Source organism: Kribbella sp. NPDC003505 (assembly GCF_040610875.1).
Taxonomy (GTDB): domain Bacteria; phylum Actinomycetota; class Actinomycetes; order Propionibacteriales; family Kribbellaceae; genus Kribbella.
The window spans coordinates 764692-784646 of the sequence record NZ_JBEXNA010000002.1 but is presented as its reverse complement, the minus strand read 5'-3'; the positions used below and the strand labels follow the sequence as shown (position 1 = coordinate 784646).

Annotated in this window: 17 protein-coding genes; 10 read left to right on the top strand and 7 right to left on the bottom strand. The window is 71.0% G+C overall.

Features of this window, described 5'->3' with window-relative positions; genetic code table 11:
* Window positions 1-49: 49 nt before the first annotated feature.
* Complete coding sequence (locus tag ABZX12_RS08200) at window positions 50-1060, top strand: YbhN family protein (RefSeq protein ID WP_355690994.1); 1011 nt, start codon at window positions 50-52, stop codon at window positions 1058-1060.
* Here the strand turns inward: ABZX12_RS08200 and ABZX12_RS08195 are convergent.
* Complete coding sequence (locus ABZX12_RS08195; RefSeq protein WP_355690992.1) at window positions 1015-1761, bottom strand: phosphatase PAP2 family protein; 747 nt, start codon at window positions 1759-1761, stop codon at window positions 1015-1017. The genes ABZX12_RS08200 and ABZX12_RS08195 overlap by 46 nt on opposite strands.
* A gap of 265 nt (window positions 1762-2026) precedes the next feature.
* Here ABZX12_RS08195 and ABZX12_RS08190 point away from each other — a divergent pair, with 265 nt between their 5' ends.
* The 4 genes from ABZX12_RS08190 (at window position 2027) to ABZX12_RS08175 (ending at window position 6598) form a co-directional block, all read left to right on the top strand.
* On the top strand, window positions 2027-2863 hold the full coding sequence (locus tag ABZX12_RS08190) for a lysylphosphatidylglycerol synthase domain-containing protein (protein WP_355690990.1): 837 nt from the start codon (window positions 2027-2029) through the stop codon (window positions 2861-2863).
* A complete protein-coding gene (locus tag ABZX12_RS08185) occupies window positions 2860-3483 on the top strand; it encodes a glycerophosphodiester phosphodiesterase (RefSeq protein ID WP_355690989.1) in 624 nt (207 codons plus the stop codon). Before ABZX12_RS08190 ends, ABZX12_RS08185 begins: the two co-directional genes overlap by 4 nt.
* Before the next feature lie 120 nt (window positions 3484-3603).
* On the top strand, window positions 3604-3930 hold the full coding sequence (locus ABZX12_RS08180) for a hypothetical protein (protein ID WP_355690987.1): 327 nt from the start codon (window positions 3604-3606) through the stop codon (window positions 3928-3930).
* A gap of 85 nt (window positions 3931-4015) precedes the next feature.
* Window positions 4016-6598 (top strand): cation-transporting P-type ATPase, encoded by a 2583-nt coding sequence (locus tag ABZX12_RS08175; protein ID WP_355690986.1) that lies wholly within the window; start codon window positions 4016-4018, stop codon window positions 6596-6598.
* Here the strand turns inward: ABZX12_RS08175 and ABZX12_RS08170 are convergent.
* Together ABZX12_RS08170 and ABZX12_RS08165 are read right to left on the bottom strand one after the other, a co-directional pair.
* A complete protein-coding gene (locus ABZX12_RS08170; protein ID WP_355690985.1) occupies window positions 6519-8483 on the bottom strand; it encodes a heparinase II/III family protein in 1965 nt (654 codons plus the stop codon). The two genes, ABZX12_RS08175 and ABZX12_RS08170, sit on opposite strands and share 80 nt — an antisense overlap.
* A gap of 113 nt (window positions 8484-8596) precedes the next feature.
* Window positions 8597-8872, bottom strand: coding sequence for a DUF1876 domain-containing protein (locus ABZX12_RS08165; RefSeq protein WP_355690983.1), 276 nt, complete (start codon window positions 8870-8872; stop codon window positions 8597-8599).
* Window positions 8873-9031: 159 nt separating this feature from the next.
* Here ABZX12_RS08165 and ABZX12_RS08160 point away from each other — a divergent pair, with 159 nt between their 5' ends.
* The 5 genes from ABZX12_RS08160 to ABZX12_RS08140 all read left to right on the top strand — a co-directional run bounded on the left by ABZX12_RS08160 (window position 9032) and on the right by ABZX12_RS08140 (window position 13958).
* Complete coding sequence (locus ABZX12_RS08160; protein WP_355690981.1) at window positions 9032-9208, top strand: hypothetical protein; 177 nt, start codon at window positions 9032-9034, stop codon at window positions 9206-9208.
* Window positions 9208-9702, top strand: a complete 495-nt coding sequence (locus tag ABZX12_RS08155) for a flavodoxin domain-containing protein (protein WP_355690980.1) — start codon at window positions 9208-9210, stop codon at window positions 9700-9702. Before ABZX12_RS08160 ends, ABZX12_RS08155 begins: the two co-directional genes overlap by 1 nt.
* 250 nt (window positions 9703-9952) lie before the next feature.
* On the top strand, window positions 9953-12505 hold the full coding sequence (locus ABZX12_RS08150) for a LuxR C-terminal-related transcriptional regulator (protein ID WP_355690978.1): 2553 nt from the start codon (window positions 9953-9955) through the stop codon (window positions 12503-12505).
* Between the two features lie 80 nt (window positions 12506-12585).
* The gene (locus ABZX12_RS08145; RefSeq protein ID WP_355690976.1) at window positions 12586-12792 is read left to right on the top strand and encodes a hypothetical protein; all 207 of its coding nucleotides are present in this window, start codon (window positions 12586-12588) and stop codon (window positions 12790-12792) included.
* Window positions 12793-12860: 68 nt separating this feature from the next.
* Entirely contained in the window at window positions 12861-13958 is a 1098-nt protein-coding gene (locus tag ABZX12_RS08140) for a trypsin-like peptidase domain-containing protein (protein WP_355690974.1), read from the top strand.
* A 4-nt stretch (window positions 13959-13962) separates the two neighbouring features.
* On the opposite strand, the gene glsA is transcribed toward ABZX12_RS08140, so the two are convergent.
* From glsA to ABZX12_RS08120, 4 genes are read right to left on the bottom strand one after another with little or no spacing between them, the layout of a single operon-like run.
* Window positions 13963-14943 (bottom strand): glutaminase A, encoded by a 981-nt coding sequence (gene glsA, locus ABZX12_RS08135; protein WP_355690972.1) that lies wholly within the window; start codon window positions 14941-14943, stop codon window positions 13963-13965.
* Window position 14944: 1 nt separating this feature from the next.
* Window positions 14945-16741, bottom strand: coding sequence for an SLC13 family permease (locus ABZX12_RS08130; protein ID WP_355690971.1), 1797 nt, complete (start codon window positions 16739-16741; stop codon window positions 14945-14947).
* A 9-nt stretch (window positions 16742-16750) separates the two neighbouring features.
* Complete coding sequence (locus ABZX12_RS08125) at window positions 16751-18418, bottom strand: AbgT family transporter (RefSeq protein WP_355690969.1); 1668 nt, start codon at window positions 18416-18418, stop codon at window positions 16751-16753.
* A gap of 3 nt (window positions 18419-18421) precedes the next feature.
* Window positions 18422-19927 (bottom strand): leucyl aminopeptidase, encoded by a 1506-nt coding sequence (locus ABZX12_RS08120; protein ID WP_355690968.1) that lies wholly within the window; start codon window positions 19925-19927, stop codon window positions 18422-18424.
* Between the last annotated feature and the right edge of the window lie 28 nt (window positions 19928-19955).

The window sequence follows — 19955 nt, the reverse complement described above, 5'->3', positions numbered from 1 at the left end:
CCCCCCGCGGCGTTCGGAGAACGAAGCTGCGGAGAGGAAGGAGCGACGCATGCGCAGCGCGACGGGGACCCCGCCGGTCCGGTACCGCCGGATCTGGTCCGCGGTCTCCCTCATCCTGCTGGTCGCTCTGATCGAGTACGTCGTCCTCCCGAAGCTCGCTCCCGCGCGGGACTCCCTCGATCGGGTCACGCGGCTCGATCCGCTCTGGATCGTCGCCGCGGTCGCGCTCGAGGCCGCGAGCCTGGTCAGCTACTCGCTCGTCACCCGCGCGCTGCTGGGTGGGAGCCGGGTCCGGTTCTCGTGGATCCTGCGCTCCGACGTCACCGGGTACGGTGTGAGCCACGTCGTACCCGGCGGCGCGGCGACAGCGACCGCGCTCCGCTTCCGGCTGCTCCAGTCAGGCGGTGCGCGAACGACGGACATCACCGCGACGATCACGGCGGAGGCCGTCGGTTCGTACCTCGCGCTGCTCCTGATCGCCTGGCTGACCTCGATACCGGCCCTGTTCCTGCGCGACGCGACGCCGGCGTACCTGGCGATGTTCCTGATCGGGCTCGTCGCGATCGCCGCCGGCGTCCTCGCCGTGCGCGAACGTTCCGCCCTCGAACGGTTCGCGGCGCGCCTGCTGCGGGTGCTCCTGCGCCGGCTCCCCCGGCGCATGCGGCCGTGGGTGACGTCGGTCGCGCTCCGGCTGCGTGACCTGCTCGCCGCCCGCGAGGTCCGCAAGGCGTTCCTGATCTGGGGAACGCTGAACTGGCTTCTGGACGCGGCCGTGCTCTGGACCTTCCTGCTCGCGTACGGCGAACTCGTCGGCCCGGTACCGCTGCTGCTCGCGTACTGCGCCGCGAACCTGGCCGCCGCCGTTCCACTCACCCCCGGCGGCATCGCGATCGTCGAGGGGGTCGCGATCTCGACGCTGATCGGCTTCGGCGTCCCCGGCGAAACCGCCGTCCTCGCCGTCCTGTCCTGGCGGCTGCTCCAGTTCTGGGCGCCGGTCCCGGCGGCAGGCCTGTGTTATCTGAGCCTGCGAGCCCAGCGCGGCTTCCTGCCCAGGCGGTAGCCGACCAGCAGCCCGAGCAGCGCGATCGCTCCACCGGCGAGGCCGTCGACGATGTAGTGATTGGCGGTCAGCACGATCGCGCAGAACATCAGCACCGGCATCAGCCAACCGAACAAACGGATGATCCAGTGCCCGCCCAGGCTCGCGAGCGCGATCCCCATCAGCAGGTTCCAGCCGAAGTGCAGACTCGGCACGGCCGCGTACTGGTTCACGAAGGCCGGCGGCTGCAGGACCCGGTACGCCGAGGTGCGCTCGGTGACCGTGTCGACGAAGCCGTACGCGGTCAGGAACCGCGGCGGCGCGACCGGGAACGCCGCGAAGATCACCAGCCCGATCGCACCGGACAACAGGATCGCATTCCGGAACGTCCGGTACGCCTCACGCTGCCGGATCAGCAACCACAGCAGCGTGGCGACCACCACCGGCCAGTGCCCGTAGATGTAGATGTATCCGAACAGCTCGGCCAGCCAGCCGTGCTGGATCACGACCTCCTGCAGCCGCGGTTCGACGAAGATCCCGGTCGATCGCTCCAGGGCGATGACGTTCTCGGCGTTGCGGTAGGCGGTGTCGATCCGCGTCGTCATCAGTCCGCGTACCACGAAGTACAACAGGATCGCCGCCGTGATCACGAGCAGCTCGCGAGCCACCTGACGCATCCGGTGCGTCACCCGCAGTACCGCCGTCACATCCCCTGCCACCATCGGCCGCACCTCCTCCGTCCACGCTCGCAACCGGCCGGTCCGGCGACCTAGAGGCATAGCGCCCGGCCGACCCGGGACGAAGGTCCACGACAGGCGCCGAGATGCCGGATTTGAATCGGCCGGTTATGGTCCTGGCATCGCATTGCCGGGTGCGGCGTCACCGTGCGTCGCACCCGAGGCCCCGGAAGGACCCCTCATGCAACTGGGCCGAGAAAATTTCGCACGACTGGGGCGTGCCGGCCGAAAAATCGTCACTCATCGCGGCGTGCGCCTCGTCGCGCTCGTCACAGCGGTCGTTGTCTCGCTGTGGAACGTCGAACGCGTCCCGCACACCGCCGTACTGCCGGCGGTGCTCGGTCTGCTGCCGTTCGCGATCGGCAAGTACGTCCTGTGTCCGCTGCGGTGGCACGCGATCTCGACCAGCGGCCGGACCCGCCGCTGGCACCTGCGTGCGTACGCGGAGAGCGAGATCCTCGGGCTGATCACGCCCTGGCACGCCGGCGCCGACCTGTGGCGGGTGCATCGGCTCGAGACCGCCGGGGTCCGCCGGGCCAGCGGGGCCGCCGAGGTCGCGCTGGACCGCTTCGTCGGCGCGGTCGGTCTGGTTGTCGCGGTGGCGGTCACCGGAGTGACGCTGCCGTGGACGGTGCTGGCGATCGCTCTCGGCGCCGCGGCGCTGGTCCTGGTGGCGGCTCTCGTCGTACGACGCCGGCGTCCGAGCCTCACCGGCCGCTGGCCGTGGCCGTCGCCGAAGGTGTTCGCGCTCGGCGTGCTGCTGTCCATCGGCTACCAGGCGACGATCCTCGGTCTGCTCGTCGGTGCCATCGCCGCGGTCGGCGGTCCGGTGCCGGGGCTGCAACTCGTGGCGGTGTTCGGCGCGAGCCAGGTGGCCGGCGTACTGCCCGGTGTCCACGGTGCCAGCCCGCGGGACGGAGCGCTGGTGGCCGGACTGGCCGCGATCGGCGTCTCGTGGCGCGAGGCGTTCGGCGCGGTCGCGCTGACCACGTTGCTGTACTGGATCCCGGCGTTGCTGATCGGCGGCAGCCTGATGTTCCTGCGCTGGCGGGGCTGGTTCACCGAACGGCACCCGGAGACGGCATGATGCGACCACTCGCCATCGCACATCGCGCCGGCAACGACCTCGGCCTGCTGCGGTCCGCCCTCGACGGCGGCGCCGACCTCGTCGAGGCCGATATCCATGCGTATCGCGACCGCTTGGAAGTACGGCACCGCAAGACGCTCGGGCCGTGGTGGTTGTGGGACCGTGGCGAGCTCGTGCGGCGCCGCGACGTACGGGTGCTCGAGCTCCACGAGCTGCTGACGGCGGCCGACGGCGATCCGCGGTTGATGCTGGATCTCAAAGGGATCCATCCGTGGCTCGCACGGCGGCTGGCGGCCGAGCTGCCCGGGACCGCGATCACCGTCTGCACCCAGCACTGGTGGATGCTCCGCGCCTTTCGCGACCTGGCGAACGTCCGGCTCGTCCTGTCGGCCGGAAGCCGCCGCGGCCTCAGGCGGCTGCGCGCCCGGCTCCGGCGGCGGCCGGCGTACGGCGCCTGCGTCCACCGACGGCTGCTCACGCCGGAGACGGTGACCGAGCTGCGACGGACCGCCGACGTGGTGTTCACCTGGCCGGTCGACACCGCGGCCGACCTCGCCGACGCGCAACGCCTCGGAGTCGACGGGGTGATCGGCAAGAACCTCGGCGTCCTGGCCCGCTGACCGGCCTACCGAAACAGGTCCAACGCCCCCTGTGACGGCGGGCCCCGGCGACGGATGCTCGAAGCGAGGACGGCGTCGTCCCCCGCGGCTGCCGCCCCGAGCCTGCCGAAGGGAGTCGCCATGTCCAAGCCGTCGACCGCAAACGCGACCCACGGAGTACGGCGGGTGCCTCCGTCGTCGATCGGATGGTTCGTCTGGATGACCGGGCTGTGGATCGTCTTCTTCGTGCTGATGTCCCAGGGCCGGCTGGACGATCTGGCCGCCTGGATCCGCGACCTGCCGCTGGTGGCCGAGATCCTCGTCTGGATCGCGTTCTTCCCCCAGGTCCTGGCCACCGCCGTCTGGACCAGCGACTGGTCCGACGCCCTCCGAACCACACTGGTGGTCCTGTTCGCCGCCGGCTGGACGATCGTCTCGATCCCCAGGCCGCGCACCGGCCGGAGGTGATCCCGATGCGCCTGCGCGGCCGCAACGTCCTCGCAGTGGATCTGCTCGACCGGGGCAGCCCGCGGCATGACGCCGTAGTTCGCCGATGACCGTTCAGCAGACCTCTCCGCGTGGCCTGTCCGCGGAGCAGGCCGCACTGCGGCTTGTCGAGCACGGACCGAACAGCATTCCGGCACCGCGGCCGCCGTCGCCGTGGCTGCGGGTCCTCGTCCAGCTGCGGGATCCGATGATCCTGCTCCTGATCGCGGCCGCGATCCTCACCGCGAGCCTGGGCGACGTCACCGACCTCACGGTGATCCTGGTCGTCGTCGTCCTCAACACCACGGTCGGCGTCGTCCAGGAGATCCGCGCCGAGCACGCGCTCGCCGCGCTCAGCCGCCTGGCGGCGCCGCACGCGACCGTCCGGCGCAGCGGCCACACCACCGTGGTGCCCGCCGCCGACGTCGTACCCGACGACGTGGTCCTGCTCCAGGCAGGTGACGTCGTACCGGCCGATCTCGTCCTGTTCGACGCGGTCCAGTTGCAGGCCGACGAGTCCACCCTCACCGGCGAATCCGTTCCGGTCGAGAAGGACCCGGCCGACGAGGTGTTCTCCGGAACCGTCGTCACTCGCGGCCGCGGCACCGGCACCGTCACCCGGACCGGACCGGGGAGCGCACTCGGCCAGATCGCCGTACTACTGTCGAACCAGCGCCCACGAGCGACGCCGCTGCAACGCAGGCTCGCTGGGCTCAGCCGGACGCTGAGCATCGTCGCCGTCGCGCTCTCCGCGATCGTCGCCGTCGCCGGCCTGGTCCGCGGGCTGCCGCTCCCGAGTATGGTCGTGACCGCGGTGAGCCTGACGGTGGCCGCCGTCCCCGAATCGCTGCCCGCGATGGTCACCCTCGCGCTCGCGATCGGCGCGCACCGCATGGCGCAACGCGCCGCGGTCGTCCGCAAACTGCCGGCCGTCGAGACGCTTGGTGCGGTCACGGTGGTCGCGACCGACAAGACCGGGACGCTCACCGAGGGCATCATGCAGGCCGAGCGGCTCTGGACCGAGTCGGTCGCGGCCACCGCGACCGGTGTCGGCTACGAACCTGCCGGCGAGCTCCGGCCGTCCGATTCCGGCGCCGTCCGGCGGCTGCTGCGTGACGTGGCCTTGTGCAACGACGCCGCCCTCCGGCCGCCGGCGGCCGACTCCGCAGACCACGCCGACCACGCCGACCACGCCGCCTGGCAGCCGATCGGCGATCCGACCGAGGCCGCGCTCCTCACCCTCGCGCACCGCGGATCGGTCGATCCCGACGAGCTGCGCGCGGCGTATCCGCGGACGCACGAGGTGCCGTTCGACAGCACCCGCAAACGCATGACCACGTTCCATGAACAGCCCGGCAGCGACGACCTCCTCGTCATCGGCAAGGGGGCACCCGAGGTCATGCTCACACCCGACGTCACGCCGTACGGCGATATCGCGCGGGCGAAGGACGTCGCCGCGGAGCTGTCCGAGGCCGGGTACCGCGTGCTGGCGGTCGCCGACAACACCCTGCCGCCCGGTGCGCCCCCGGCCGAGAACGGCCTGCGGCTGGCCGGGCTGGTCGCGATCACCGATCCCGTACGGCACAACGCCGCCGAGGTGGTCGCGTCGTTCGGCCGGGCCGGCATCGGCCTGCTGCTGATCACCGGCGACGCCCCCGGCACCGCGCTCGCGGTCGCCGAGCGCATCGGTGTCCACGACGGCCAGGTCGTCACCGGAGCCGACATCGACGCCGGCCAGGATCCGACCGCCGGCCACGTGTTCGCGCGGATCCGGCCCGAGCAGAAGCTCGGCATCGTCCGCGCCTGGCAGGCGAAGGGTCACGTCGTCGCGATGACCGGCGACGGCGTCAACGACGCCCCCGCGCTACGGCGCGCCGACATCGGCGTCGCGATGGGCCGCGGCGGCACCGAGGTGGCCCGCCAGGCCGCCGACCTGGTGCTGACCGACGACGACCTCGGCACGGTCGAGGCCGCGATCGAAGAAAGCCAGCGGATCTACGCCAACATCCGCACCTTCCTGCGGTACGCGCTCGGCGGCGGCCTCGCCGAGGTGCTGGTGATGCTGATCGGTCCGCTGCTCGGCTTCGCCGTCCCGCTGCTGCCCGGGCAGATCCTGTGGATCAACATGCTCACGCACGGTCTGCCGGGCGTCGCGATCGGCGCCGAACCCGCCGATCCGCGGGCCATGCGGCAACCGCCACGGTCGCCACAGGAGCAGATCCTCGGTGCGGGCCTGTGGCAACGAATCGCGTGGACCGGCGCCCTGATCGCGACCGTGACGCTGACCGCGGCCCTCTGGGCCCGGAGCGCCGGTGCGCCGTGGCAGACCCTGAGCTACCTCGTTCTCGGGCTTGCCCAGCTCGGTGTCGCGCTGGCGTTGCGCCGGCCGACCCCGTCGGGCGGCCGACGCTTCCGCTTCCTCGACCTCGCGGTCGCCGGCGCGGTGGCGGCCCAGGTGCTGCCGCTGATACTCGCTCCGCTGCGCGACCTTCTCGGGCTGCAGGCAGTGACAGGCACCGAGGTCCTGTACGCGGCCGCACTGGCCTCGGTGCCTGGTCTGATCACCGCCGTCAGCCGGCTCGGTAGAGCGAACCGCCGCCGGAGATCGCGATGGCTGCCGCCTTACCGCCCACGTTCAGCGAGACGATGAACGTCGTACCGGACGAACGCGCCTTGAAGGTGACCGCTCCCGACGCACGGACCGGGACGACGAACGACAGGATCGACGCCGTCTTGCCGGAGCGAGCCATCATGATCGTCGGTGCGGACTTCCGGACGTAGCTACTCGGGTAGGTCCAGCCCTGGATCGGGCTGGTCTGCCCCTGCTTGACCAACGTCGCTCCGGCCGGCAGCGCCTGCTTGAACGGGACCTGGAACAGCACCGTCCTCGTGGTGTCACCTGGCGCGATCGCGGTTGCGGTCGTCCGCGAGTAGACGGTCGCCCGCTGATCCGACGGCAGGTGCCACAGCGTCTGGAACGCCTGGGCGGTCCGCGCGGAGGCAACGTCCCACGTGACGATCAGGTCCGGGTTCTTCAGCACCAGAACCCGCCGTACCCGGCTGATCCCGCTTCCCGGTGCGTCGGTGAACACGTACGACTCCGACGTGGTCTTCACCGAGTACGCCGCGAGCCGCGTGGTCGGGTTCGTGTACGTCGACAGCGGGGTGGTCATCACGCTGTGCGCACTGGGGCCGAGCGTCCACGTGCGCCAGACACCGGCGTTGTACGCCGCGTACCCGCCGTTGATGACGATGTCGCGACCGCGGGCGGTGTAGGTGATGCCGGTGTGGTCGAAGTGCCCGTGGAACGCCCGCGGCGGGCCGTACCTGATGCTGTACGCCGACTCGCCTCTGAACCCGCGCGCCGGATCGGTGCCCCACCCGGTCCGGCCGAACACGTACCCGGCCGAGTAGACCCCGACCCGCCACGGCGGCGCGCTGCCCTTCGTACCCAGCGAACCGGCGTACTCCATCGGCGTCCCCGCGTACGGGTAGGTCGCCTGCAGCTCGGTGTCGCCGATCTGGGGCAGCCGGCCGACCGAGTTCGTCGCCAGCGTCAACCACTTCGCCAGCAGCGCGCGCCGGGTCTGGATCGTCGTCCCGGGAGAGACACCGCCGTTCTGCAGGACGGTGATCGCCCGGCCCCACAGCCGGTAGTTGAACGCCGCGTACCCCGTCGACTGCTCGTTCGTGGACCCCTGCGCGTCGATCGAGGTCGTGATGCCGGCCGCGAGACGTTTGACGGCGAGGTTCTTGTAGTCGCTGCGGTTCAGGGTGACGCCAACGCCGAACAGCGCGATGCTCTCGTCGGTGCCATGGTTCCAGGCACCGCTCCAGTAATTGGTCAAAAACCGGGCGTGACTGAGCAGCGCCGCGTCCACCCACGCATACCGGGCCGGGACCGCGGTGACTTTCAGCCCGGACAGGATCGCCTGCCGCAGGCAGATCAGCACGTTGGTGCGGTGCATGGTCGACTCCCACGCGCCGACGTTCGCCTTCCACGAGTACGGATTGTCGCGGTACCAGTCGTAGGCGATCGTGTTCACCCGCGTCAGTGCCGTCAGGTTGCCCGTGCTCGCGGCCGCGATCCCTTGGCCGAGCCACCGAAGCGAGTGGAACCACATGTACCAGCTGGCGTTCTTGTACGGATTCAACGACCAGTTGATGTTCCCGCCGCCGTTACCGACCTTGTACGCCGCATACGGCGACCAGGTGAACTTGTCGGCATACAGGTTCGCCAACGGGTTCTGCGTTTCGAGACCGCTGTAGCCGGGGCACGCATAGAACGGTGCCGCCAGGCTCTGGACCGCCGCGGTGCCGATGTCCGTAGCCGGCGCGGCCGTCGCGGGCACGACGTTGCTCGCGCCCGGCACGAACTGGGACTCCCCCGGGTCCTGCGATGCCGGATCGATCGTCATGCCTCTCGTGGTCGCCGGTGTGGCTGTCGGTGCCCGGCTGGCGCCGGCCGTCGTTCCCGCCCCCAGCAGCAGAATGGCCATCCCAACGATGACGCAGTACGCTCGTTTGAATCTCATCGTTCTTCCCCCCATCTGCACCGCCGCCGAACGGCAGCGATGCAGATGAGGGTCGAACGGGTCACCCACGCATCCCAGAGGCCAACGTCCCGATCGGAACGGGCCGGTCGGCGTCAGCCGTGCAGGCGAACGCGCTCGTGGGTGATCGCCTCGATGTCCGAGGCCGCGGCGTGCAACAGCTTGTGCGCGAGGTCCGACAGCGCCCGCGCGACGGCCAGCTCGTCGCCGATCTCGGCGATCTCGGTGTCGGTCGGGTTCCGGTGCGCGGCTCCGGTCCCGACCAGGTGGGTGTTGTCCCCGGTGTGCAACCGGGCCTCCGCCCGCGTGGTCCGGTCGTCGTCGTGCTCGTCGACGTAGATGTCCACCCGCCACCGCCTGCTGATGATCATGATCTCTTCCTTCCGCCCGGCAGACTTCCGCTCTCCCGGCCATCCTCGCCAGGACCGCCGGCCACCTGCCAGGGCCGTCCGGACCTGCAAGGCAGGAACTTCTGCCCTGCCGGGCGCACCCGGCCGGGAGTGTGCTGGAGGCGTACGAGAGGAGGAGCCATGAGCGACTTCGAGAAGCACCGCACCCAGGCCGACGCCCGACGCGCCGCCGCCCGGCGGCGGTCCACCTCGCCCGTGGCCGAGCAAGCAATCCTGCGGCACCTCGGCGCCGAGCTCTACAAGGAACGGCGCCAGGCCGGGGAGGGAACCGGGCAGAGCACGACAAGGAGCCGCTGATGTCCGAGAAGGTGCTGGTCACCTACGCGACCAAGATGGGCGCGACCGCCGGGATCGCCGCCGCGGTCGGCTCCGAACTCCGCGCGGCCGGTCTCCAGGTCGACGTCCGCGAACTCAGCGCCGTCCAGGCGGTCACGCCGTACGACGCGGTCGTCCTGGGCAGCGCGATCTACCAGGGGAACTGGCTGCCCGAGGCCGTCCGCTTCCTCCGCCGGCACGAGCGCCTGCTGCGCAGCCGGCGCGTGTGGCTGTTCCACTCGGGTCCGGTCGGTGTCATCAGCCACCAGGACCAGCCCGTCCCGCCGGACGTGGCCCGTCTGGCCCGCCTGATCGCGGCGCCACCGATCAAGACGTTCGCCGGGAACCTGCAACCCGACGCGGTCGTCCACCACCCCGATCTCGAACGTCTCACCACCGACTCGAGGGACTGGCCCGAGATCCGCGCCTGGTCGCACGAGATCGCCGCCTCGCTACCGGCCACCGCTGGAAACTGACTGGAAATGAGCCGTCAATCAGCCCCGCCACGCCGGTCTGCCGTGCGGGCTCGATGCCTCCCGCAATCGATCCGGACCAGTTAGTCTCGATCGGAGAGGTCGCGAGCGAACCGCGGAGCTGGGCAGGCGACGAGTCTCAGGGGGGAGGCGGACGGCGATGGCGCCGCAACCGGAGGTGGCCGGTCGTGGGTCGACTCACCGAACCGTGCGGCCTCCTTCGGGCCCGGCGCCCCGCCCGCCACGAGCGCTGGTGACCCGCGAGCGTCTGCACCGGGCGCTGGACCGGGGATTCCGGCAACCGCTGACGATGCTCGTCGCGCCGGCCGGAACCGGCAAGACCGTCCTGCTCGCGGACTGGGCGGCGCGGTCGGAACGACCCATCCGCTGGATCAGTGCGACCGGCGTCCCGGCGGCGCTCGACGAGTTGCTGCTGCCCGCGGACGACTCGGAGCTCGTGATCATCGACGACGCGCACCTCCTGCCCGCCGGCGCGCTCGAGCAGCTGTCCGGTCTCCTGGCGGCCCTGCTGCCGGGCGCCGCGAGTCACCTCCGGCTGGTGATCGCGAGTCGCTACGACCTTCCGCTGCCGGTCGTCGACCTCGAGGTGCACGGCATGGCGTCGATCCTGCGTGCTCGGGATCTGCTCTTCCGGGACGCCGAGGCGGCCGCCCTCGTCCGCGCCCACGCCGCGGGAGCCAGCCAGGCCGAGGTCGACCTGCTCCAGGAGAAGGCCGCGGGCTGGGCGGCGGCGCTGGTCCTCGGAGCGCGCGCGATCGGGGGTTCGGGCGACGCGCAGACGCCGGTGCTGACCGAACGGCCGGTGCTCGACCTGCTGCTCGGCGAGAGCTTCAACATGCTCGACGAGCGGACCCAGGACGTCCTGGTCTGCACCTTCGGCGAACCCGACGTCACCTCGCGACTCGCCACCGTGCTGAGCGGGGACAAGGACGCCGGGGCCTTGCTCGCCGACCTGGCCGCCAGCGGCCTCCTCGTCACGGCGTACGGCGAGGAGCCCGACACGGGGACGACGTACCGCTATCACCCGCTGCTTGTCGAGTTGCTCAGACGGCTCGTCGCGGTCGGCTCCGACGATGCGCAACGCGTCCTCGCGGCGCACCGTCGGGCCGCCGTCTACTTCGAGCATCACGGCGACGCCAACCGGGCGCTCGGGCATGCGCTCGCGGCCGCCGAACCGGCTCTGATCGCCCGGACGTTGCTGGACCACGGTCCGGCGATCCTGGCAGCCGGCGACCTCGACCTGGTGGCGGCGGCCTTCGACGCGCTGCCGGACGACTACGTCGACACGTATGCGCATCTCCTCGGCGTCCGCGGGATCCTTCGGCGTTTGACCGGCGATCTGACCGGGGCCGTGATGGATGGGAGCCGCGCGAGCGTGCTGCTGTCCGCAGCTGGGTCAGGCCCGGAAGAAAGTGCTCTCGAGGCCGACGTCCTGCTGCTGCGCCTGTGGCAGTCACGCTTCGGCTGGGACGACGTCGACGACGCGATCGAGGCTGCCAAGGGGCTGCTCGACCGCGCCTGGGGCCAGAGCGACCGGCGCGCGATCATCGGGCTGGAGCGGCTGGCCTGGCTGCTCGTCGAGCTCGCCGAGGCGGAGATGCTGGCGAATCGCGTCGACGACGCGCTCAGCCACCTCGACGACGTCCTGGTGACCGCCCGGATGGCACACCACTCCCAGCTGGTCGCTGCCGGGCTGGCGGACCGGGCGGTCCTCGAGCTGACCCGTGGCCAGGCCGGGAGCGCCGCCCGATCGGCCCAGTCGGCCCTCGACGCCGCGGCGCGCCACGGGTTGTCGGACGAGTACGTCGTCCGGGCGCAGCTCGTGCTCGGGCTGGCAGCGTTCAACCGCCTCGATCTCGACGAGGCGCGGCACTGGCACGACGCGACGACGGCGGCGGACGCGTCGAGCACCGACATCCTCGTCGCAGCGCTGCGGGAGACGCTGCGGACGATCACGGTGATCGAGGACGGCGAGCTCGACGAGGCCCGCCTGCAACTGGCGTCCGACCCGCCGAACTCGGGGCCGATGCCGTCGTTCCTGGTGCGTGACCTGGCGCTGCTGCGCCTGTGGGTCGCGGTCCTGGTCGGTGACCGGGCCGCGGTCGCGGCGCAGATCGGCGTCCTCGAGACCTCCGGCAACGCTGCCGAGGCCGCGCTCGCGAAAGCCGTCGACTCGATCGGCGAGGGCGACGTCCGCAGCACCCTGGACGCGGTGGACGCCGCGCTGGCGCTGCCCGGTGTCCACCCGGGGCTCGCCGCGTCGGTCAAGGCCTTCCGTACGATCCTTCTGCTCCGCATCGAGGACGACGCGGCGGCTGAGCGGGCCCTTGCGGACCTCCTCAACGACGTCGCCCCGCAACACCTGCTGCACCCGCTCGCGATGGCCGGGCTCGAACCGCGGTTCATGGATCTGTTGCAGCGACACACCGGGACGCCGTCCGCACACCCGTTCGCGTCCACCGCGCTCGACAAGCTCTCCCGTTACCAGGCGCACCGCCGCGCCCGGGGCGGATTCGTCCCGGTCATCCCGGCCGCGGACGTCGCACCGGCGCAGCCACCGCGACCGCTGGACGCCGTCGTCAACGGAGCGACGATCCGCTTCACCGCGCGGGAGGCCGAGGTCCTCGACGAACTGGCCCTGGGAAGCTCGTACGCCGAGATCGCCCAGTCGCTGTTCATCACGGAGAACACCGTGAAGACACATCTGCTGTCGCTGTACCGGAAACTGGGCGTCGACAAGCGGTCGGCGGCCCTGCGCACAGCTCGCTCCATCGGTCTGCTCTGACCGCTCCCCCGGCACGGGTGATGTTCTCGGGCAGTCCACGCAGCACAGTCATGCTGTCGGACGTGGAAGAGGGCAGTGTCATGGCTCATTACGTGATTCGGGTCAAGGGCGACCTGTCGCCGGAGCTGACCGAGGTGTTCCCCTCCCTGATGGCGAATCATGAACCCGCCCAGACGGTCCTGCACGGCGACCTCGAGGACCAGTCGGCCCTGACCGGCGTGCTCAACCACCTGGACACCCTCGGGATCACGATCATCGAGGTGGTCCAGATCCCGTCCTCCACCTGACCCGGCGGCGCGGTCACCCGGACCGGGTGAGGTGCCCCGCGCCACGAAACTCTTCCGAGGAGGTCGAGATGACCCAGCCAGACAGCGGATCGCCGGCCCCTGGGTCCCGCGCCTGGTGGAGCCGTCTCGCCCACCGGCCGCTGCTCACGATCATCGCCGGCGCCGTCGCCGGCGCGCTCGTCACCGCGGTGATCTTCGTCGCCGTACGGCGGGACAGCGGCGCGGCGGCGGCGAGCGGCGACACCGGTACGGCGATGTGCCGGGCCGTTCCGGTCGCCGACCAGGTCCTGCCGTCGATCGTCACGATCTCCGCCCGGCGCGGCGCCGCGGCCGGCACGGGTTCGGGGCAGATCTTCAAGGCGGGCGGCTACATCCTCACCAACGACCACGTGATCTCGGTCGCCGCGGGCGGCGGCTCGGTCGAGGTCCGGTACAGCGACGGCCACAGCTCGGACGCCACGATCGTCGGACGCGACCCGAGCACCGACCTGGCCGTGCTCAAGGCGGCCGACGAGGGCAAGGACTATCCCGTGATCGCCACCGGATCCTCGCAGGCCCTCGAGGTCGGTCAGCCCGTCGTCGCGCTCGGCGCTCCGCTCGGCCTGGCCAGTACGGTCACCTCCGGGATCGTCAGCGCGCTCGACCGTTACGTCCCGGTGCCGGGCGACAACGTGACCCATCACCTGATCGGTGCGATCCAGACCGATGCCGCGATCAACCCCGGCAACAGCGGCGGGGCGCTGGTGGACTGCTCGGGACGTCTCGTCGGCGTCAACGCCGCCATCGCGACGGTCCCGAACGCGGCCGGCGTCAGCGGCGGCGGGAGTGTCGGGCTCGGTTTCGCCATTCCCGTCGACCTGGCGAAACCGATCGCCGACCAACTCGTCGCCACCGGCCGGCCGGGCCATCCGACCACCGGGCTCCAGGTCCAGGAGCTGCCGTCCGGCGCCGGGTTGTTCGTCCTCTCCGTCGACCCGGGCGGTCCGGCCGTGGCGGCCGGGCTCCGGCCGGGCGACATCATCACGCAGATCGACGGCGAGCCGGCCGTGAGCAGCGAGCAGATCGTGGTGGCGACGCTGACCCGCAAGGCCGGAGACACCCTGAAGCTGTCGTACGTGCGCGGCGACACCCCGGCGACCACGACGCTGACGCTGGCCGCCCAGTAGGCGCTCACGCGGGGGCCACGGGCTGGGAGGCGAGCAGATCGAGACCGAGGCTGCGCGCCAGGAACCGCGCCGCCAGCCCGCCCGTGACGCTGTTGCCGGCGGCGTCGAGCCGCGGGCCGTAGGTGCCCAGCGCGCCCTTTCCGGGCGAGACGGTGACGATGCCGCCGCCGATCCCGCTCTTGCCCGGCACTCCGACATCGAGCAGCCAGTCACCCGACGTCTCGTACAGGCCGGCGATCGTCATGACGGCCAAGGTCACGCGCGCGACGTCCGCACCGACGACTCGCTGCTGCGTCGCGGGGCACACGCCGCCGTCCGCGAGGGTCGCGCCCATCATCGCGAGGTCCGCTGCCGTGACGCTCAGACAGCTCTGTCTCGTGTAGAGGTCGACAGCTTCGGCTGGATCACCGGCGAGGCCGCCGACACTCGTCAGCAGCGCAGCGAGCGCCCGGTTGCGATGGTTGGTCGCCAAGGCGGACGAGAGTACGCCGGAGTCCAGCTCGAGCTCCCGGCCTGCGAAGGCGGACAGGCCGTCGGCCAGGAACTGCCAGCGCCCGTCCGGCGAGTCGCCCGGCGTGAGACTGGTCGTCGCGATCGCGCCCGGGTTGACCATCGGGTTGGTTCGCCCGCCCTCCGACTGGTCGACCGCCTGGACCGAGTTGAACGGCAGCCCCGTGGCGTTGACGCCGACCAGCTGCCGCACCGCTTCGACACCGACCGCCTGAGCCACCAGCGCGAACACAAACGGTTTCGCCACACTCATGATGGTGAACAGCCGGCGCGCGTCGCCTGCCTCGAAGCACCGGCCGTCGGTCGCCGCGATGCAGACGCCGAACGCGTCCGGATCGACCTGGGCCAGCGCCGGGTAGACCTCCGACACGGCTCCGTCCGCGACGCCACGGAACCGCTCGAACGCCGTACGGACCAGGCGGTCGACCGTGGCGGTGCCGGGCAGGCCGCCGGTGGAGACGTACCGGTCGAGCATGTCAGAACCGCCACACCAGCGGGACGATCAGCAGCGCCGTGAGCAGCCACCACGCCATGACGACGATCCCCAGCCGCCAGTAGTCGCCGAAGCGGTAGCCCGCCGGGCTCATGATCATCATGTTCCCGGGTGTGGAGATCGGGGTCAGCAGCGAGGCGGCACCCGCGACGGCGACGACCATCAGCACCGGTTTGACGGAGGTGGCCGTGCCTTCCGCGGCCGCGACAGCAATCGGTGTCACGATCAGCACGGTGGCGGTGTTGCTCACGATCTGGCCGAGCGTCGCAGTCAGCGCGAAGAGCGCCAGGAGCAGCAGGTACGGACGGCCCGCGCCGACCGCGTCGACGACGAGGTCCGCGATCCGGTCCGCCGCGCCGCTGGACTGGATGGCGCCGGACAGCGGGATCAGGGCGCCGATCATCACGATGATCTGCCACGAGATCGCCCGGTACGCCTGCCGCGGGACGACCACCTTGGTCAGGATCATCGCGAGGGCGGCGAGCAGTCCCGCCATCGCCGGCGGGACCAGGCCGGTCGCCAGCAGCACGATCATCGCGGCCAGGATCGCGACCGCGACCGACGCCTTGGATCCCCACGGGATCGCCTGGCGGCGGACGAGTTCGGGCGAGTCCACCAGCAGCACGTCGCGATCGCGCATCAGCTCGTCCAGGGCGGCCCACGGCCCGTGTACCAGGATCGCGTCGCCTTCGGCGAGCTCCGTCTGCCGGTTGCCGCGGTCCTTGCCCATCCGCTGGACCGCGATGATCACCAGGTCGCGGCTGCGGAGCATACCGGGGAACACCGTTTCACCGACCAGCGACGACCGCGGCGGGATGACCGCCTCGACGACACCGGCGTCACGGTTCATCAGCTCCGCCGCGGGGGCCGTCGTCGTACTGACAGCCAGCGACGCGTCCGCGGTCAGGCTGTGCACCTGGTCGTTCGGCCCGGTCACGACGAGCACGTCGTCGACGTCGATGGCGGACTCCGTCCGGGCGCGGCCGCGGCCGTCCTGCAGGCCGACGATGGTGACTTCCGGGTATGCCGCGAGGTCGACCTCCTCGACGCCGAGGCCCAGCAGCGGCGACAGTTCTCGTACCCGCAACCGGTAGAACCTGTCGGTCAGCGCGTAATGGCTGTCGAGCGTCTCCGCATGGACGGCCAGATCGGCCGCCGGATGCGCCGGCCGGGTGGCCGGGAGCAAGCGGGGCCCGAGCAGCACCGAGATCGCGATGGTCCCGACGACGAGCGGAACCCCCACCACCGCGAACGAGAAGAACCCGAAGGGCCCGGCGCCGGCGTCCGCGGCCGCCTCGGAGACGATGATGTTCACCGGCGTACCGGTCAGCATCAGCAGGGATCCCGCGCTGCCCGCGAAGCTCAGCGGCATCAGCAGCCGGGACGGCAACTCACCGATGCGCGTCGCGAGGACGACGACGAGCGGAAGTAGCGCGGCGACCGCCCCGTTCAGCGTGATGAAGGCCGTCAGCACCGCGGACAGGAGCGTGACGGCGACGAGCACCCGTGCCCGCGTCGTGCCCGCGTGGCGCACGATGACCTGACCGGCCCAGGCGGTCACGCCGGTCGAGTCGATGCCCTCGCTGACGACGAACAGCGTGGCGATGAAGATCACCACTGGGTCGCCGAAGCCCGCGAGGATCTCGGGGAACCCGACGACGCCGGTCGCCCACAACGCCAGCGCCGTCAGCACGGCGACCACCTCGACCGGCAGCCGGTGCCATACGAACAGCGCGACGGTGAGGCCGAGGATGACCAGGCTCAGCGTCCCGTCGTCCATCGCCGCCGCCTAGCCGAGGTGCACCGGGGCGTCCGGTCCCCACGGAATCCCGAGGACGTACCACAGGACGTAGAACAGGGTCCAGGCGACCAGCACGATCCCGGTGTACGGCAGCATCATCGACACCACCGTGCCCATCCCGGCCTTCTTCCGGTACCGCTGGCAGACGAGCACGATCAACGGCAGGTACACCATCAGCGGCGTGATCACGTTGGCCGGCCCGTCGCCGACGCGGTAGGCCGCGACCACGGTCTGCGGCGCGATGCCGAGCCGGAAGAACAGCGGGACGAAGATCGGCGCCAGGATCGCCCATTTCGGGATCACGCCCGGCATGATCAGGTCGATCAGGAACACCAGCAGGATGAAGCCGATCAGCAGCGGCAGCGCGCCGATGTCGGCCCGCTCGAGCAGGTCGGCCAGCCCGGTCGCGGCCAGCGTGGACATGTTGGTGTAGTTGAAGTAGGCAATGAACTGGGCGATCAGCAGCATCAGGAAGATCAGCCCGCCGAGCCCGTTGAACGTCTTGACGATCGCGTTGATGACGTTCGTGCTGCCGGTCAGGGTCTTCGCGCCGCGGCCGTAGCCGAGCCCGGCGGCCAGGAAAAGCATCGAGATGATGAACAGCAGGCTGCTCATGAACGGCGAGGACCCGAAGATCTCCCCGGTGTCCGGGTTGCGCAGCGGGGCGCCCGGGATGAAGGTCAGTGCCGACACGATCGCGATCGCGATCAGCAGGTAGTACACCGACCATCGCAGCCCGCGCGACTCCAGCTGCATCTCCTCCTCCGTCGGCTGGTGGTCGACCGGCGCGTCGGACGGCGCCTCGGCGGGGTCGTACTTGCCGAGCCGCGGCTCCAGCAGCCGCTCGGTGATCACCGTCATCACCACGGCGCAGAACAGCGTCGCGGCGATGCTGAAGTAGAGGTTGTGGGTGACGTTCAGGTCCACGTCCGGCGCCACCAGCCCGATCGTCTCGTTGGTGACCTCGGTGATGATGCCGTCGGCGGGCGTGATCAGGATATTGACGAAGAAGGCGGCGCTGACACCGGCGTACGCGGCCGCGATGCCGGCCAGCGGGTGCCGCCCGAGGGACGCGAACGCGGCCGCGCCCAACGGGATCAGCACCAGGTAGCCGGCGTCGGACGCCACGCTGGAGATGCCGCCGAGCAGCACGATGATGAAGGTGATCAGCGCCTTCGGTGCGACCTTCACCATCTTCCGGATCAGCGCGGCGATCAGGCCCGCCTCCTCGGCGACGCCGACGCCGATCATCGCGACCAGGATCACCGCGACCACGCCGAAGTCGTTGAAGTTCTGCACCGCGGTCGTGAAGATGAACCGGACCCCGTCACCGGTCAGCAGACTCTCCGCGGTGATGGTCTCGTGCCGGACCTCGAAGTCCGGCACGGCCGGCGCCGGCGGGGCGTCGTTGCCCGGCACACTCGTGCCGCCGGGGTACTCCGGCGCGACCTGGGCCGTGTCCGGTTCGGCGACCTCCGTCGTGACGCTGGTGCCGGCCCAGGACAGGATCTGGGACAGCACGATGACGATCACGATCAGCGCGAGGAAGATCAGCGCCGGATGCGGAACCTTGTTGCCGACCCGCTCGATCCCGTCCAGCACCCGTTGCATCGCGCCCGGCTTGGCGTGCTTGTCCTCGACCCCTTCGGCGTTCACGGCTCAGTCCTCGGCCGGGCGGGTGAACCCGAGGGCGAACTCGATCAGCAGCTTGGTGCCGAAGCCGGTCGCGCCCTTGTTCCGCCAGGTCCGCGGCGCCGGGAGTTGCGCCGTACCGGCGATGTCGACGTGCGCCCACGGCCGACCGGCGACGAACTCCTCGAGGAACAGCGCCGCGGTGATGGACCCGGCGTTGACGCCGCCCATGTTCGTCAGGTCGGCGATCGACGAGTCGAGCTGCGTGCGGTACGGGCGGTGCAGCGGCAGTTCCCAGACCTGCTCGTCGACACTGTCCCCGGCGCGCCGCAACTGCTCGACGACGTCCTTGTGATAGCCCATCACGCCGGCGATCTCGACGCCGAAAGTGCGCAGGCAGGCGCCGGTCAGCGTGGCGATGTCGACGATCGCGTCGACCGGCTCCTCGGTCGCCAGGGCGAGGGCGTCGGCCATCACCAGACGGCCTTCGGCGTCGGTGTTCAGCACCTCGACCGTGGTGCCGTTGCGCATCCTCAGCACGTCGCCGAGCTTCATCGCCGATCCGGACGGCATGTTGTCGGTGCACATCAGGTAGCCGGTCACGGCCGTCGTGCAGCCCAGCGCACGCAGCGCGGTCATCGACGCCAGTACGGCGGCGGCGCCGGTCATGTCGTTCTTCATCTGCGCGTGCGACTCGTCACTCGGCTTCAGGCTGATGCCGCCGGAGTCGTACATGACGCCCTTGCCGACCAGCGTGATCCGGCCGGTGGGTTCGGCCGGCTGGTACCGGAGCCGGACCATCCGCGGCGGGTCCACACTGCCGCGGTTGACGCCGAGGATCCCGCCGCACCCCATCTCGATCAGCTGGTCCTTGTCGAAGACCTCCACCTCCAGCCCCGCCGCCGGACCGACCTCGAGCGCGACCTCGGCCATCCGGACCGCGGACAGCGTGCTGGCCGGGCAGTTCGCCAGGTCACGGCCGAGGCTGCAGGCCGCGGCGACCACCCGGCCGCGCTCGACACCCGCCGCGGCCTCGTCGGCCTCGTCGTCGCCGGCGATGACCAGCAGCGAGTCGAGGGTCGGCTCGTCGGCGTCGCGGCCCACGAAGTACCGCCAACGGGCGAGCAGCACGCCCTCCGTGACGGCCTGCGCGTACGCCGCGACCGGCAACGCGGAGTCCCGGGAGGGGACCTCGATCGCGAGCCGCTTGTGCCACGGGACGGCCCGGGCGAACTCAGCGGCGAGGTCACGGACCAGCGTGCTGTCGAGCTGGTCCGCCGAACCGATGCCGACGGCAACGCGGACCGGTCCGTCCACCGTGGGCCGCACCAACGTCTGACCACGTTGCGCGGTGAAGCCGGCCGCCGCGAGGCCCGCGGCGTCGACTCCGAGCTCCTCGGCGGGCGGCCTGCCGACCGCCACCGGCACCGCGAGCGCGTCCGCCTCGGCCACGGCCTGTTTCAGGGTGCCGACGCCGACCGCCGGCCGGTGACGGGTGGAAGGAATCGGGTCGAAGTCGTCTGGGGTGGTCATCACGACGTCTCCTCCGGACGGGGCTTGA